14 protein-coding genes and 1 pseudogene are annotated in these 16,729 nt (G+C 51.5%); 5 read left to right on the plus strand and 10 right to left on the minus strand.

Annotated elements, in window-relative coordinates:
* Positions 1-196 precede the first annotated feature (196 nt).
* From B5G04_RS02640 to B5G04_RS02660, 5 genes are all read right to left on the minus strand, one after another.
* Positions 197-718, minus strand: coding sequence for a histidine phosphatase family protein (locus tag B5G04_RS02640; protein ID WP_013617406.1), 522 nt, complete (start codon positions 716-718; stop codon positions 197-199).
* Between the two features lie 236 nt (positions 719-954).
* Positions 955-2,643, minus strand: coding sequence for an energy-dependent translational throttle protein EttA (gene ettA / locus B5G04_RS02645; RefSeq protein ID WP_087395646.1), 1,689 nt, complete (start codon positions 2,641-2,643; stop codon positions 955-957).
* Positions 2,644-2,656: 13 nt separating this feature from the next.
* A complete protein-coding gene (locus B5G04_RS02650; RefSeq protein ID WP_087208731.1) occupies positions 2,657-3,781 on the minus strand; it encodes an MFS transporter in 1,125 nt (374 codons plus the stop codon).
* A gap of 78 nt (positions 3,782-3,859) precedes the next feature.
* Positions 3,860-4,681, minus strand: coding sequence for a 3-methyl-2-oxobutanoate hydroxymethyltransferase (panB, locus tag B5G04_RS02655; RefSeq protein ID WP_013617409.1), 822 nt, complete (start codon positions 4,679-4,681; stop codon positions 3,860-3,862).
* Between the two features lie 338 nt (positions 4,682-5,019).
* A complete protein-coding gene (locus B5G04_RS02660; protein ID WP_022039833.1) occupies positions 5,020-5,679 on the minus strand; it encodes an HAD family phosphatase in 660 nt (219 codons plus the stop codon).
* A gap of 100 nt (positions 5,680-5,779) precedes the next feature.
* Here B5G04_RS02660 and B5G04_RS02665 point away from each other — a divergent pair, with 100 nt between their 5' ends.
* On the plus strand, positions 5,780-7,129 hold the full coding sequence (locus B5G04_RS02665) for an MATE family efflux transporter (protein WP_013617412.1): 1,350 nt from the start codon (positions 5,780-5,782) through the stop codon (positions 7,127-7,129).
* Between the two features lie 82 nt (positions 7,130-7,211).
* The gene (locus tag B5G04_RS02670) at positions 7,212-7,421 is read left to right on the plus strand and encodes a hypothetical protein (protein WP_158098051.1); all 210 of its coding nucleotides are present in this window, start codon (positions 7,212-7,214) and stop codon (positions 7,419-7,421) included.
* Positions 7,422-7,504: 83 nt separating this feature from the next.
* Here the strand turns inward: B5G04_RS02670 and B5G04_RS02675 are convergent, their stop codons facing one another.
* From B5G04_RS02675 to B5G04_RS02685, 3 genes are all read right to left on the minus strand, one after another.
* Positions 7,505-8,758, minus strand: a complete 1,254-nt coding sequence (locus tag B5G04_RS02675; RefSeq protein WP_087249410.1) for an Nramp family divalent metal transporter — start codon at positions 8,756-8,758, stop codon at positions 7,505-7,507.
* A 126-nt stretch (positions 8,759-8,884) separates the two neighbouring features.
* Complete coding sequence (locus tag B5G04_RS02680; protein WP_087249366.1) at positions 8,885-10,147, minus strand: putative DNA modification/repair radical SAM protein; 1,263 nt, start codon at positions 10,145-10,147, stop codon at positions 8,885-8,887.
* Between the two features lie 475 nt (positions 10,148-10,622).
* On the minus strand, positions 10,623-12,020 hold the full coding sequence (locus B5G04_RS02685) for an rRNA cytosine-C5-methyltransferase (RefSeq protein ID WP_087249408.1): 1,398 nt from the start codon (positions 12,018-12,020) through the stop codon (positions 10,623-10,625).
* A 265-nt stretch (positions 12,021-12,285) separates the two neighbouring features.
* Here B5G04_RS02685 and B5G04_RS02690 point away from each other — a divergent pair, with 265 nt between their 5' ends.
* The 3 genes and pseudogenes from B5G04_RS02690 to B5G04_RS02700 all read left to right on the plus strand — a co-directional run.
* Positions 12,286-13,080: a thymidylate synthase gene (locus tag B5G04_RS02690; protein ID WP_013617267.1), complete on the plus strand. Its 795-nt coding sequence runs from the start codon at positions 12,286-12,288 to the stop codon at positions 13,078-13,080.
* An 11-nt stretch (positions 13,081-13,091) separates the two neighbouring features.
* Positions 13,092-13,577 (plus strand): dihydrofolate reductase, encoded by a 486-nt coding sequence (locus B5G04_RS02695; protein WP_087249364.1) that lies wholly within the window; start codon positions 13,092-13,094, stop codon positions 13,575-13,577.
* 98 nt (positions 13,578-13,675) lie between these two features.
* Positions 13,676-14,473: pseudogene (locus B5G04_RS02700) on the plus strand (mobilization protein); the annotation flags it as partial.
* A 198-nt stretch (positions 14,474-14,671) separates the two neighbouring features.
* On the opposite strand, the gene B5G04_RS02705 reads toward B5G04_RS02700, so the two are convergent.
* Positions 14,672-15,841 (minus strand): iron-containing alcohol dehydrogenase, encoded by a 1,170-nt coding sequence (locus tag B5G04_RS02705; protein ID WP_087249362.1) that lies wholly within the window; start codon positions 15,839-15,841, stop codon positions 14,672-14,674.
* 274 nt (positions 15,842-16,115) lie between these two features.
* On the minus strand, positions 16,116-16,661 hold the full coding sequence (locus B5G04_RS02710; protein WP_087395648.1) for a DapH/DapD/GlmU-related protein: 546 nt from the start codon (positions 16,659-16,661) through the stop codon (positions 16,116-16,118).
* Positions 16,662-16,729: the final 68 nt, after the last annotated feature.

A 16,729-nucleotide genomic window follows, 5' to 3' on the forward strand; every position in this document is an offset into this window, starting at 1 on the left:
AATGCCAATCAGGGGTTAAAAGGGAGTTAGATGCCAATGCCTTTTGCACAGCTTCTGTAAAGACGATGTGCACATCGTCTCTACTACGTGGCATATACAAAATGCACAAATAAATACCGCGTGAAGTATAACTCCTGAACGAAGTGATAACTCCTGTGAAACATAACTACGTTTAACTCCTGATTCGCGTTAATTATTAATTATTAATTGTTAATTGAATTGTTGTCCCGTTCTTCATCAGCGGTATTTCCTTCAGGCGGCCGAGGGGAATCCCCCGAGCCTGCGCAATGATGTTCCGGTTTATCTGCCCGTGGGCAACCACCAGCACCGACTTGCCCTCGCAATGCTGCTTCAGATAGTCGATGCACTTGCCTGCGCGTGCGTAAAGCATGGCGGGGGTTTCGGCGTCTTTCGGGAAACAGGAACGGTCGACACTGTTTATCGACATCCCCGTCCAGCTCCCCCAGTCCACTTCGCGGAACAGGGCATTCTTTTCCCAGGGCAAATCCCGACTGCCTACCGCAAGGCGGACCGTATCTGCCACCCGTTGCAGGTCGCTGCTGACAATGGCATCCAACGGAATGTTTTCCAAGGCCTTTCCCAAGGCTATGGCCTGCCGCTTCCCTTCTTCGGTGAGGTGTCCAGGCAAATGCCCTTGGAATATCCGGCTCAGGTTTTCTTCTGTCTGCCCGTGGCGGGCGAGGTATATAGTCAACATCTTATTAAATGAAGAATTAAGAATTTGAATATCCGCAAACATCCCATGTAGGGGCGTATCGCATACGCCCGAATGCGTCCACTTATCCACGCGGATGCCTTCAGGGCGTATGCGATACGCCCCTACAGTCAATTAGGTAAAATGCGGATATTCATTATTAAGAATGAGGAATGAAGAATCTTTTTTGAATGAAGAATGCTGTTTCTTCATTCTTAATTCTTCATTCTTCATTTAAATCAGTCTTCCATCAGTTTCCGGTAACGCACGCGCTTCGGCTCTACATTGCCCATGCGCTTCATCTTGTTTTCCTCGTATTCGGTGTACGAGCCTTCGAAGAAGAACACCTCGCTGTTTCCTTCAAACGCCAGGATGTGGGTGCAGATACGGTCGAGGAACCAGCGGTCGTGGCTGATTACTACGGCACATCCGGCAAAGTCTTCCAAACCTTCTTCCAGCGCACGCAGGGTGTTGACGTCGATGTCGTTGGTAGGCTCGTCCAGGAGCAATACGTTGCCTTCTTCCTTCAGCGCCATGGCGAGGTGCAGGCGGTTGCGCTCGCCTCCCGAAAGCATGCCGCAGAGCTTTTCCTGGTCGGCGCCCGAGAAATTGAACCGACTCAGGTAGGCACGGGCGTTCACGTCGCGGTTGCCCATGCGGAGCAAGTCGTTGCCTCCGCTGATAACCTGGTATACGGTCTTGTTCGGGTCGATGTCTTTGTGCTGCTGGTCCACGTAGGCAACCTTTACGGTTTCGCCCACTTCGAAGTCGCCTTTGTCGGGCTTCTCAATGCCCATAATCAGGCGGAACAGGGTGGTTTTTCCGGCACCGTTGGGACCGATGACGCCCACAATGCCGTTGGGGGGAAGCATGAAGTTGAGGTCGTCGAAGAGCAGCTTGTCGCCGTAAGCTTTTGCCACGTGTTTCGCCTCGATTACCTTATTTCCCAGACGGGGACCGTTCGGGATGAAGATTTCGAGCTTTTCTTCTTTTTCCTTCACGTCTTCGTTCAATAACTTGTCGTACGAGTTGAGACGTGCCTTGCCTTTCGCCTGACGTGCCTTGGGCGCCATGCGCACCCATTCCAACTCGCGTTCCAGGGTCTTGCGGCGCTTGCTTGCCACTTTCTCTTCCATCTCCATGCGCTTGGTCTTCTGCTCCAGCCAGCTGGAATAGTTTCCTTTCCAGGGGATACCTTCGCCACGGTCCAGCTCCAGAATCCAGCCTGCCACGTGGTCGAGGAAATAGCGGTCGTGCGTCACGGCAATCACCGTTCCTTCGTATTGCTGGAGGTGTTGTTCCAGCCAGTCGATGCTTTCGGCATCCAGGTGGTTGGTAGGTTCGTCCAGCAAGAGGATGTCAGGCTTCTGGAGCAGCAGACGGCACAGCGCCACCCGACGGCGTTCGCCTCCCGAAAGGTTCTTCACCGGCTGGTCTTCGGGCGGGCAGCGCAAGGCGTCCATCGCGCGCTCCAGCTTGGAGTCGAGGTTCCACGCGTCGGTAGAGTCGATGATGTCCTGCAGTTCCGCCTGACGGGCAAAGAGGGCATTCATTTTCTCGGGGTCCTCGTAATGCTCGGGCAAGCCGAACTTCTGGTTGATTTCCTCGTATTCGGCAAGCGCGTCTACGGTTGCCTGCACGCCTTCCATCACGACTTCCTTCACCGTTTTCGTATCGTCCAAATAAGGTTCTTGCGCCAGATAGCCTACCGAGTAGCCCGGCGAGAACACCACTTCGCCCTGATAATTCTTGTCCAGTCCGGCGATAATCTTCAGCAACGTAGACTTACCGGCTCCGTTCAAACCGATGATGCCGATTTTCGCTCCATAGAAAAAGGATAGGTAGATGTCTTTCAATACCTGTTTGTTGTTCTGGAATGACTTGCTCACTCCGACCATCGAAAAGATAATTTTTTTATCGTCTGCCATATTCTTTATAGTTTTAATGTTTCTGATAATGTCTCTTGAAATAACGGTACGTGAATGCCTGATACAGCAAAAGCCCTGCCACGGCTATCAGTATTTCCGCCCCAAACAAGCCTTTGCCCTGGCTTTGCAGATACACGCCCAAGAAGATGCCGCACGCCCACGCCAATTCCCACGACAAGCGGTATGTGTGATAACCCGTCCCGCGCTCGCAATGCAAGGGGAGCAAAATCATCATCTGGAGGAACTGGCCGATGGAGAATCCCGTGCCTAAGCCTATCAGGCATCCGCCTATATAGAGGGGATAAACGCCCTCAGGATGATGCAATGCCATCAGTCCGGCAATCATCAGCAATTGCCCCGCCCCGACTTGAATCCGCCCGTCGACCTGCCGCCTTACGCTCTCCCTCACCAACAGATAGAGCAGGAAGCCAAGCCCTGTGCAAAGATAAAAGGAAAAATCGGAAACCGAAACAAAAAGCATGCCTATCACCAACGGAACCGCCATCATATTGATGCCCGGAGGGACCGCACGGAAAAGCAAGAAACGGTCGGACGAGCACAGGGGCAAATCCAAAGGGGCGCGGAAACTGATTTTCACATACCCGATTAGCACCATAGCCACCGCCAGCAAGCACGCCGAAGCACTTACCAGCTGCGTGAAAGCCACATGCTGCATCCCCGCCAAGCCAATCACAACGCCCGCCAACATGCCCGCAATGCCCGACCATGTAAAAGCCCGGTTCGCTCCGTCCCGCTGATGGCTGGGAGCCACATCTATCGCCAATGTGCTTCCGGTAGCCATCAAAGCGATTCCGAACGCGCTCCCCTGCAAGACGCGCAAAGCGACAATCTGCCATGTTGCCGAGGTCCACGGATAAGCCAGCGTCGCCAGGCCTAACACAATCATGCTCCGTATGCATACCTGTTTCCGACTGAATGTATCGACCAGATAACTGTTGAACACTCCCGGAATGAACAGGGACAAGCCGAACACTACCGCCATGCACGCTGCTTCCACTCCTGTATATCCCCAGACATCCGTCATCCACCGGTGCAGGACAGGAAACTGCATGTACACGGCGGCATGAAAAAACACATTTGCCGCTGCAAGCAAAGTAAAGTTTTTATTCCACAGCATATACCTTTATTATAATTGACAAATGATAATTGACAATTCTTTCACATCGCCGCAGGGCAATTGTCAATTGTCCATTGTTTAATATTGTTCCGACTCGTTCGGGAAACCGCCCGACTTCACATCCGTCACATATTGTCCGATGGCATCGGTCATCACCGCATTCAGGTCGGCATACCGGCGCAGGAACTTCGGGCTGAAGCCTTTGGTCATGCCCAACATATCAGCCACCACCAGCACCTGACCGTCTGTAGCTCCTCCGGCACCTATGCCGATGACGGGGATATGCAAGGATTCGGTCACCTGCTGTGCCAATGCAGCCGGAATCTTTTCCAATACCAGCCCGAAGCAGCCGGCTTCTTCCAGCAATTTCGCGTCGCGCAACAGCTTATCGGCTTCGGCATCGCCCTTGGCACGCACACCATACGTACCATACTTGTTGATGGATTGCGGCATCAGGCCCAGATGACCCATCACCGGGACACCCGCCCCGATTATCTTGCGGATAGCCTCTATCACTTCTTCTCCGCCTTCCAGCTTCAGCGCATCGGCACCCGTCTCCTTCATCATCCGCATGGCGTTGCGCACCCCGTCGAACGGGTCTGCCTGATACGAACCGAACGGCATATCCACCACCACCAGCGCACGCTTCACGCCCCGGACGACCGAACGGGCATGGTAAATCATCTGGTCGACCGTAATGGGCAACGTCGTCACATTGCCTGCCATTACGTTCGATGCCGAGTCGCCAACCAATATCGCATCCACCCCGGCTTCGTCCACGATGCGTGCCGTGGTATAGTCGTACGAAGTCAGCATTGAAATTTTCTCACCTCTTTCTTTCATTTCCATCAAGCGGTGGGTGGTCACCTTCCGAGTGTCACTAACTAAATATCCAGCCATAATCTTTCTCCTTTCTTAAGTAATTAATCCTAATCAGTTTATACAATCTGCCCGTTTTATAGTCAATCAGAAATAAATTGCGAAAAATCATTTGTCATGCTGAACGAAGTGAAGCATCTCGGATGCGCCCACGTGGATGTACACGAGATCCTTCACGTTCGTTCAGGATGACAATACATCAAGATTTTTTCGCAAACCAATTTTGTTTTACTATAAAACGCAGATTTTCACGGATTATCATTTTATTTTATCTGCGTTAATCTGCGAAAATCTGTGTTTCTGATAAATATCATTTAAGTCCGTACACTCACTTAAATAAAAATCCGGGCAAAAGTAAATCATTTCAACGAGTTAAGCAAGCTTTTCATCTTTTCGTAGCTGAACGAGGTGAAATCGGGGATTACCACCCGGCATTTATCACGGATTGCCTCGGCGGGATTCGTCGTGCTCAGCCCTACCACCGCCATTCCGGCGGCATTTCCCGCTTCCAGCCCATGAAACGAGTCTTCGAACACCACACAGTTCTCCGGTACCGTCCCCAGCACCTGCGCCCCCAGCAGGAAGCAGTCGGGGGCTGGTTTCGAGCGGGTGAACATCTCCGCCGTCAGGATTCGCCCGACCAGTTCCTTCAGTTCCGGATGCACGGCATACACGCTCCGCATCTTCTGTCCGTTCGAGCTGGTCACAATCGCCGTCTTCACTCCCTGCTCACGCAGCTCACGCATGAAACCGGTCACTCCCGGCACGTATTCATACTTCATCTCTGCCTCATAGCGGTTCAAATCCTCCGTAATTTCCGCCTGCTCTTTCTCCATCCCGGCAAAATAACGGCTGAAAATCTGGCTCAAGGTCTGCCCCTTGATTATCTTGCCGAAAGCCTCGTACTCCGGATGATACTTCTTCCCCACCGCATCCCAGAAGACGGTATATTGCGGCTCGGTGTCCATCACCACCCCGTCGAAATCGAAAAGAGCGGCTATACATTTGGTTTTATCCATATCCAGTTTTACATTTAGTTTGATTTAACAGCACAAATTTCCGAAATATTCGTCCATCTTCCTAACTTTGCACCGCAATTTTAACGAAAGAATACACAAAATGAACGCAAACAATCCGCACGTGCTGGGAGAAGCACCTATAGGGAAACTGCTGTGGCAATACTCCATCCCCGCCATCATCGGCATGACACTGACCTCATTGTACAACATCATCGACAGTATTTTCATCGGCCACGGCGTGGGTGCCCTTGCCATCACCGCCCTTGCCATCAACTTTCCGCTGATGAACCTGCTGATAGCCTTCAGCACACTGGTAGGCGTGGGAGGCGCCACGCTCTCATCCATCCGTCTGGGGCAAAAAGACGTGCAGGGAGCCGAAGACATCCTGGGCAATGTCACCATCCTGTGCGTGGTCAATGCCGTCGTGTTCGGAAGCATCTCGCTCATCTTCCTCGACCCCATCCTATACTTCTTCGGTGCCACCGAAGCCACCATCGGCTACGCACGCCAGTTTATGCAAGTCATCCTGATAGGCACGCCCGTATCGTACGTGATGATCGGACTGAACAACATCATGCGCGCCACGGGCTATCCGCGGAAAGCGATGCTCTCGTCGATGCTCACCGTAGGGTGTAACGTCGTCTTCGCGCCGCTCTTCATCTTCTGGCTCGAATGGGGGATGCGGGGTGCCGCACTGGCGACCATCCTCTCGCAGTTCGTCGGCATGATATGGGTGCTTCACCACTTCTGCAGCCGGTCCAGCTACATCCGGTTCCAGAAACGGCGCCTGCGGCTGAAGAAGAAAATCATCCTCAACGTGTTCAGCATCGGCATGTCGCCCTTCGTAATGAACGTGTGCGCCTGCTGCATCACCATCTTCATCAACAGCAGCCTGCTGAAATACGGAGGCGACCTCTCCATCGGCGCATTCGGCATCCTGAACCGCATCCAGATGCTCTTTGTGATGATTGTAATGGGTATCACGATGGGGATGCAGCCCATCACCGGATACAATTACGGGGCAGGACATTACCAGCGCGTGCGGCAGACACTAAGGCTGGGAATGACCGCCGCCGTTATCATCACCACCTGCGGCTTTGCCATCGGCGAACTGTTTCCGCGTGTGTTCGTAGGAATGTTCACCACCAATGACGAGCTGACCCGCCAAGCCACCGTAGCGGTACGCTTCGGAGTAGCCGCCTTTGCCGTGGTGGGTGCGCAGATTGTCATCACCCAGTTCTTCCAGTCTATCGGGAAAGCCAAAATCTCCATCTTCCTCTCCCTCTCGCGCCAGCTGCTGTTCCTTCTTCCGGGACTTGCCCTGCTGCCTCTTGCCTACGGATTGGACGGCGTATGGCTCAGCATGCCCGTGTCCGACTTTCTTGCCTTCATCGTGGCAGTACTGATGCTCGGACACCATTACCGCACGAAAATGAGCGTAGGCAACTGAACCGAGGCATCCGAAGTGCTCCCAACGATTTTGGGAAACGCAGATTAACGCGGATTAGAAGCTGTTTTGAATTTATCGTGCGATGATTTGGGATGAGTTTTTGAGGCATTTTTGCTTCTGTGATGAGGAAGATAGCGGGCTATCTGACGAAGAACAGGAGCGGAAAGGACCAAAAAATCGCCCAAAGCACACACGAAAACGGATACATCAAGCCAAGAAAAACTTTTTGGAGAAATTCAAAACAGCTTCTTATTTTGATTTACTATTTTTCGATTTACGAGGTACGATTTAATGCTCAAATAGTAGATAGTAAATTGTCAAATCGTAAATTAAAATAATCTGCGTTTCAAAAAACACTGTGGTGAAATCCGCCTGTCAACTGAACAACAACATCAGATTAAGCACCGAAACCACCGCGGCGATGGTGTAGAGCACGAAGGTGCTCCAGCGCGAATTGGCGTACTCGCCCATCACACGCCGCGATGAGGTAAGCCCCACCTGCAGGAAGACGGTGAACGGAAGCTGCACGCTCAGCACCATCTGCGAAATAATCAGTCCCTGAAACGGGTCATTGATGAAAAAGATGACCAGCAACGCCACACCTAATGAGAGGAGCACACCCAAGCGCGAATGGATATCCTTAATGTGATACGGCTCGCCGAACATCCCGGCAAAGATAGAGCCTGCCGCCATCCCGCTTGTTACCGTTGATGAAAGCCCCGCCATCAGCAATGCCAAAGCGAAAATCGTACCCGCCTGATTGCCCAGCAAAGGGTCGAGCAACGATTTTGCCTGCTGCAACTCTTCCACCTGCACGCCCTGGGCAAAAAAGGTGGATGCCGCCAGCAGAATCATCGCACTGTTGATAGCCCAGCCCACGCCCATCGAGAAGAGCGTGTCGTAGAACTCGTACTTCAGCAACCGCCGGATGGAGCGGTCGTCTCCTTTATTATACTCACGGCTCTGCACCACCTCCGAGTGGAGGAAGAGGTTATGGGGCATCACCACCGCACCCAGCACGCTCATGATGATAAGCAGGCTGCCCTGAGGGATGCTGGGCACCACCCACGAACGGGCGGCAAGAGGCCAGTCGATGTCCACCAGAAACAACTCGTAGAGGAAAGAAAGCCCGATGACCGACACAAAACCGATGATGCCACGCTCGATGCGCCGGTATGAGTTGGTGAAAAGCAACACCACCACCAGCACCGTAGTGAGCAACGCGCCCCATACAATGGGCATCCCCACCAGCATCTGCAGGGCTATCGCTCCGCCCAATATCTCGGCAAGCGAGGTAGAGATAGAGGCAAGCACCGCACTGCCCAATATGGGGCGGGCAATCCAGCGGGGCGCATAACGGTGTGCCGCCTCGCTCAAGCACAAGCCGGTCACGATGCCGAGGTGTGCCACGTTGTGCTGCAACACTATCAGCATCACCGTAGACAGGGTAACCACCCACAACAGGGTATATCCGAAATCAGAACCCGCGGCAAAGTTCGAAGCCCAGTTTCCCGGATCGATAAATCCTACGGTCACCAGCAGTCCGGGACCGATATACTTGAAGAAATCCAACCCGCCCAAATAGCGCTGGTGGTCTTTTCGTTTCAGTTCATTCAGTAGTTTTTTCAGCATAATAAAAAAGCATTTATAAGTTGACTAGTTGACTAGGTACCAGGCGACTAGGTTATAGATAGTTTTGCTTGCGTCAACAAGACTATTCAGAACCTAGTACCTAGTCAACTGGTACCTAGTCACCTAATCCCTGAAATCCAGCGTCAATTGCCTCTCGTCCTCTTTCCGCTTCGGCTTGGGAAGCAAGAGCCTGCGCACGCCCGCCGGTCCCAACTCGTGGATGGTCTTGTCAGGAAGCTCACGGCACGTAATGAAAAAACGCGCTTTCTTCATCACCGCCCCCATCTGTTTCAACTCGTAGAAGCCGATGCGCGAAAAACGGCGCGACATCACAATCATCTTTGCCGACTTCACCCCGATGCCCGGCACGCGGAGCAACATCTCGTAGTCGGCACTCTGGATATCGACCGGAAACAGTTCGGGATGCTTCAACGCCCACGCCAGCTTGGGGTCAATCTCCATATCCAGGTGGGGCGAAGCGTCGTCCACCAGTTCGTCTACCCTGAACTGGTAATACCGCAAGAGCCAGTCTGCCTGATACAAGCGGTTCTCGCGCACCAGCGGAGGCTGTTTCAGCAAGGGCAGGCGTTTGTCGTACGTGTTCACCGCCACATAACCCGAATAGTAAACCCGCTTCATCGTAGGCTGGCGGTAGAGCGCCGACGATACGCTGAGGATGTCCTTGTCGGTCTCGTCGGTGGCACCCACAATCATCTGCGTGCTCTGCCCTGCCGGCACGAAACGCGGGGCATGGCGGTGCAGCTTGCGCTCTTCCGCACTTTCCAGCACGCCCTGCTGAATGTACTTCATCGGCAAGTACACGCTACGATGGTCTTTCTCCGGAGCCAGCAGCTTCAGATTCCGCTCGGTAGGGATTTCCAGGTTCACGCTCATACGGTCGGCATACAGCCCCGCCTCGTGCACCAGTTCCTGACTGGCACAGGGAATACTCTTCAAGTGGATATAGCCGTTGAAACGGTGCTTCACCCGCAGGTCTTTCGCCACCCGCACCAGCCGCTCCATCGTATAATCGGGATTGCGCACCACGCCTGAGCTAAGAAACAACCCCTCGATATAATTGCGACGGTAAAACTCCATGGTCAATTCCACCAGTTCCGTCACCGAGAGCGTGGCACGCGGGATGTCGTTGCTCACCCGGTTGATGCAATAGGCACAATCGTAGATGCAATAGTTGGTCAGCATAATCTTCAGCAGGGAGATGCACCTCCCGTCCTCGGCAAAGCTATGGCAGATACCCACACCGCCCACGGTATTGCCCACACCGCCCTTCGTATTGCGGCGCACCGTCCCGCTCGACGCGCACGACACGTCATACTTAGCCGACTCGGCAAGCACCTTCAGTTTATGCAACACCTGTTCGTTCATCTCTTCCGTTATTTAGAATCATTTCAAATTCAAAGATAACAAGAGTTTCCCAGTTATGCAAACTTTTGCCAAGTTACTGTTCTTTATCCTGCTTTTTATCCTACAACACTGTCCACGTCCACATAGTAGTCTGAAGGATTGTTCCTATCCATGTAGACACGCACTTTCTTCTTGGGATTGATTTCATAACTTTCATACCAAAACGAAGCGCTGCGAAATAAATGTATATGGCACTACCCCAAAAGATAAATTTCACTCATCTGAGTCATTATTCGGAAGTCCTCTGCGATGAAACACAACATCAGAGTCGTGTTCATTATCCTGAATCAAGAGGGCACAAGATTTATTTCCCTACCGACCTTGACATATCAGCTAAAAACATCATCGCCGATATGTTGATTTTTTAACGGACTATTGTAAAAATATTTGGCAAATAAATCAGTATCACAATATATAATCTGTGGTAAAAAAACAATCACAAAACACAGACAACCTGTTCAGGCAAATAGCCGCTCCGTATACGCCACTCCTGCGGATAAAGGTTATTTGCCCGATTGCCTATATTCTTGACTAATCCCAAAACCATTCCTTTATACCTTATTAATATATAGCCCTTAGGCATATCCGAAGGCAAAACTACCGATTCTTTCCGCAAATAAGCGATTGCCTGTTCATAGTTTACTTCTACAGAAGAAAATACGTCTTCATGACAAACAGACATTGCCAAAGAATGAGACGGTATCAAATCTTTTCCCTTGACTTCTGCTACCTGAATACCTCCATAAACCACATGCATTGTATCACGAAGCCGTTCATATATTTCCTGATAAGCCACCGGGAAAGCTGTTATTTTGTTTTGACCGGCCACAAACGAATAGTCATCCGCCTGTTTCACCCATGCCTTGGCCTCTTTAGGTACAACCGACGGCTTACTTTTACCTCCCTTGCCCCGTCTTTCTCTATAAAGCTTGCCGCATGGGGCTGCATCCGTTTCTCCCGACTTGCGCAAGACCGCCATAAACAATCCCTCGCCTTCGGTGCGGTGAGGCAGGAAACGATAGACAGGGAAATCTTTTCCAACCAAATTGCCGGAAATGTTCCATCCGGGCTGCACTTCTACCGGAAGAACTTCCGCCCCCAGTTCCTCGGCGATCCATGCCACATTGTCCTCGTTTTCCTCCCGATTGTACGTACACGTGCTGTACACCAACAACCCACCAGGCTTCAGGCAATGCCAGATATCACGCACAATGCGGCGCTGGCGTTGCCAACATAGCGTCACATTCTCCACACTCCACTCTTCTACCGCCACGGGGTCTTTCCGGAACATGCCTTCGCCCGAACAGGGCACATCGGTCAGGATAACGTCGAACAACTCGCCCAACGGCACAAAATCCGCCGGATCATTATTCAAGACCACCGTACCGGGATGCCCCCACTTCGTCACATTTTCCGCCAGCACCTGCACCCGGTTGCGCATCACTTCATTCGCCACCAGCAGGCTTCCTTCGGGCAAGACCGAACGTGCCAGCGTAGACTTTCCTCCCGGAGCGGCGCAAAGGTCGAGCATCACCACCGGCTCGTGTACATATTGCGTCAAGACCTGCTCGAGAAACATCGAGGAAGCTTCTTGCACGTAATAGCATCCGGCATGAAACAAAGGGTCGAACGTGAATGTAGGACGGGAAGCCAGGTAATAACCCGACCCGCACCACGGCACCTGACGCCCGCCGGCAGGCACGGCATCCGTCTTCAAACGGTTCATACGAATACTGACCGGAGGTTCCTTGGCAAGCGTTTCACGAAAAGCGGCAAACTGCCCTTCACCCAGCAAGCCGCCCGTCCGGGTTATAAAATCGACAGGAAGATTCATAAGCATCTATTATAATAATGAACGGCAAATTTAAATAAAAATCGCGAGATTATCCTCAATACCGGAGAGGATTCAAGCATGCGTTTTGACGAACATAAGTGAGTCGGCCGTTTCACATAAGTAACTCGCGCATTTCACCTAAGTGAGTCAGCCCTCTCACTTATGTTCGTTTGCGAGAGCTTTTGGGCAATCTTTGAAAAAGAATGTTTGCGCATTCGGCCGAATCTGATTACCTTTGCCCAAATTTCAAGCAAACACGACAAGAATGAAACAATACTTAGACCTACTCAGACGCATCCGCACCGAAGGCGTGCAAAAGCATGACCGTACGGGAACGGGCACCATCAGCATATTCGGACACCAAATGCGCTTCAACCTTGCGGACGGATTCCCGCTGGTGACTACCAAGAAACTGCATCTCAAGTCCATCATCCACGAACTGCTTTGGATGTTGAGCGGAGACACCAACGTGCATTACCTGCAAGAAAACGGCGTGCGCATCTGGAACGAATGGGCGGACGCGGACGGAAACTTAGGACACATCTACGGATACCAATGGCGCTCATGGCCCGATTACGAAGGAGGGGTTATCGACCAGATAGCGGAAGCCGTAGAGACCATCAGACACAATCCCGACTCGCGGAGGATTATCGTCAACGCATGGAACGTGGCGGACCTGAAAAACATGAACCTGCCGCCTTGCCACATGTTCTTCCAATTTTACGTGGCGGACGGAAAGCTGAGCCTGCAAATGTACCAGCGCAGTGCCGATTGTTTCCTGGGCGTACCGTTCAACATCGCCTCGTATGCCCTCCTGCTCCAAATGATGGCGCAAGTGACAGGGCTGGAAGCCGGTGAGTTCATCCATACGTTAGGCGACGCGCACATCTACCTGAACCACTTGGAACAAGTAGACCTGCAACTGACCCGTGAGCCTCGCCCGCTCCCGAAAATGAGATTGAACCCGGACGTAAAGGACATCTTCGGCTTCAAATATGAAGACTTCGAACTGACCGATTACAATCCGTGGCCACATATCGCAGGAAAAGTATCTGTATAATAGAACTCACCATGATTACCATCATCGCAGCTATCAACAAAAACCGGGGACTCGGTTTCGAGAACAAATTGCTTTATTGGTTGCCCAATGACCTGAAACGCTTCAAGGCATTGACCACGGGACACACCATCATTATGGGACGAAAGACTTTCGAATCGTTTCCGAAAGGGGCATTGCCCAACCGGAGAAACATCGTACTAAGCAAAGGTGACCACAACTTTCCGGGTGCCGAATGCTTTCACTCGCTGGAAGAAGCCCTGATGCATTGCTGCAAAGAAGAAGACATATATATTATAGGTGGAGCCGGCTTGTATGCCGAAGCCTTGGTCATCGCCGACCGGCTTTGCCTAACCGAAATAGAAGATGACAAGAAAGAAGCGGACGTATTCTTTCCGGAAATCGACACGACCCACTGGAAAGTGGTGAACCGGGAAACGCATTCCGTTGACGAAAAACATGCCTACGCATACAGTTTCGTAGATTATGAGAGAGGTTAACTAGGTCCATCCGCTGTAAGATTAATAATCTTCAGGCTGCAAGATTATTAATCTTACAAGCGGAAGATTATTAATCTTACACCAGACGAAGTTATCCGGAACGGCAGTTCATTGAGGGTGAGAACAAGGCGAAAGAGAAATACCGCCAATCCCTTGACAAAGACATTGCCGAAAAGGAACGTCAGTTAAAAGACGAGCGCAAGGCGAAAATGGACAGCATATTGGACAGTGTAAGTAGCCTTGTCGGGGTGGGCAAATTCGCAGCAATCGAAAAGGAAAACGCCAAGCTGAAAGCCGAGAACGAGCGCATCAGAAAAGCCTTTCCCGATGCCGTCAACAAGGAAGTTGAGAAGAGGACAAAAGTACTTGCAACGGAGAAACAGAATGCAGAAACCGAACGGGACAGGGCTTTGATGCAGAGCCGTTCACTTGCCATTGAAAGGGACAAGGCGGTACGGCAGCTTCAGGAGCAAAAGGACGGCGAGCGGCAGCGCATTGACTTTACCGTAAGCCGTGCCACGGCGGAGAAAGACAAGACAATCCGCCTGTTACAGGATGCGCTGAAAGCGAGTCGGGATATTCTTAATTTGCTTGCCGGCATTCTCTACAAGGCAAGCGAAGTCTTTAAGCAAGCCATTGATGCGATTATCCATTTCGGCACGGAGTGCCACAAGTCTTTCTTTGCCCCGTCCGAAGCAGCCGACATCAAAAGCGTGATGCAGGAGTACGGAGAAACAACCGAACAGCAAAATGCGGTCGGAGCATGGCTTTGTGGTTATGCGGAGAGCCGACAGCCTTTTGACGAAATTAAACATCGCCATACACTCAAAGAGGTTGGCGATGTGGCGAAGGGGAAGTATGATTGGAAAATAGAACGAAAACAATTAAGACTGTGAAGTACAACAGTCTTATTATGTGGTTACTTTGCGGAGGCTGTGTCTTGTCGCTTAAAGAAATAGGGCAAAATGGAAATGGCAATCCTTTCCCATTTTACCCAAACTGTTATTTTGCGCCTTAGCTGTGGGAAAAGAAAGTATGTGCCACAGCGTAAGCATTACGATGGATAATGCTTTTGATTTCTGTCTGAAGACGGTTTATCTATAAGACTTACGGTATATTTCCACACAGTCCTCGTGCGACATTTCCACTGGGTCTGCCATGAAGAGTCCGGCGGTAGTTTCACGGGCGTTCTTGGCAAACTGTTCAAATTCATCTGGACGTATGCCATAGTCTGACATCTTCAGTCCGTCCACATCGCAGGCACGTTGCAAATCGACGAGTGCCTTCACGAAGTCCATAGGTTCTCCGGCGTCCTCTTTACCAAGCATCTTCGCCATGTCAATGAACCGTTCGCCACGGACGTTGTGGTTGATGAAATAGGTATAATATTCGCGCGAAATCATAATCAGTCCGGCGCCATGCGGCAGAGCCGGATGATAGGCGCTCATCGCATGTTCCATGGCATGCTCGCTGGTGCATGAGCCAGTCATCATGGCATACCCTGACATGGTGTTGGCAAAAGCCACGTGTTCACGGGCTTCCATGTCGTGCCCGTCTTTTACGGCACGGGCGAGGTATTTGCCTACGTTTTCAATGGTTGCACGGGCCACCATGTCGCACATCAGGTTGGACGCGCGGCTAATGTAGCATTCAGTGGCTTGCAGCAATGTGTCAAAGCCCTGGTAAGCCGTGAATGTCGGCGGAACAGTTGCCATCAGTTCCGGGTCGACGATGGACAATGTCGGGAAGAGAACAGGGTACACAATGCCCATTTTCTCGTTGGTGTCGGGATTGTTGACCACACCGCCGCAATCCACTTCCGAACCCGTACCGGCTGTCGTGGTAATGGCAACGATGGGCAGAGGATGGTTTTCAATAGGTTTCCCTTTACCCGTACCGCCTTGCACATAGTCCCACAGGTCTCCGTCGTTGGTTGCCATCAAGGCTATGGCCTTTGACGCATCCATCACGCTGCCTCCGCCCAACGCTACCACGAAATCACACTGTGCCTCACGCGCCGTTGCTGCACCCTCCATGATTACGGGCTTCAGCGGGTTGGCGCCGATTTTGTCGAACACCACATAATCAGCACCTGCCGATTTCAGTTGGTTTTCCGTGCGCTCCAGATAACCGTTGGCACGCATTGACTTTCCGTTTGATATGACCAGCAGCGCTTTCTTTCCGGGCAGCTGCTGTTTGCCCAATTCATTCAATGCCCCTTGTCCGAAGTACCACAAGGTGGGCATAAAAACCTTAAAACTCATACAAGATCCTTTCTTTATTTTAATATTACTTCATCAGTTGGCGATATTATTGTCAGCTGCACGCCGACGGTTACGGTTTCAAAAGGTGGTCTTTCTGTCTTCGAGACATGGTCTTTTACCTTTTAATAGACGGTCTTTTGCAGTTTAAAAGGTCGTCTCTTGCAAGCCTGCCGGAAGCAAGTGAAAACCGTAAGTATAAGCCGTCTTAATGTAACAAACCGGAAGTGTCTGCCGCAACGGGCACAAATAATCACGCCAACGATTTATTACTGTTTTATTTCTCAAACTTTTCCTTGTCCAAATACTTGACCACTTTGGCCGGGTTTCCTACCACAACGGCGTAAGGCGGCACGTCCTTTGTTACGACGCTGGCTGCACCTACTATGGCATATTCGCCCACCGTAATGCCCGGCAAAATGGTACTGCCTGCCCCAATCCATGCGCCGCGGCAGATATGAATGGGCTTGCAGAGCAACAGTGGACGGTCGTAAGGGTCGTGATTGTTGGTGATGAGCTGTGCGTTGGCGGCTATCATGGCGTCATCGTCGATAGTGATGCCTCCGGCGGACATCATCAGGCAGTTGCTCATTACCATTACGCCTTTGCCTATCTTCACGGGGCGCGCAAGCACGAGTGTGAGCGGTGCCGTCACCATGCTGCCTTCGCCAATGTTGTCCTGAAACAGTTCGTGAAGCACGGCATTGTACTCGTCGGTGCCGGGCATCGTATGGTTCAGTTTGAATACCAGGCGGGCGGTGCGCTGACCGTCGTCATCACGTTCCTTATCGGGAATTCTGATGTCAATTACTTTTTCTTCCATTTTATCTGCGTTTATTTAAAATATAATTTCTTTATTCTATTGCTGGTGCAAAGGTACGCCAAACACAG

It is taken from the genome of Bacteroides sp. An51A (assembly GCF_002161565.1).
GTDB lineage: Bacteria > Bacteroidota > Bacteroidia > Bacteroidales > Bacteroidaceae > Phocaeicola > Phocaeicola intestinalis.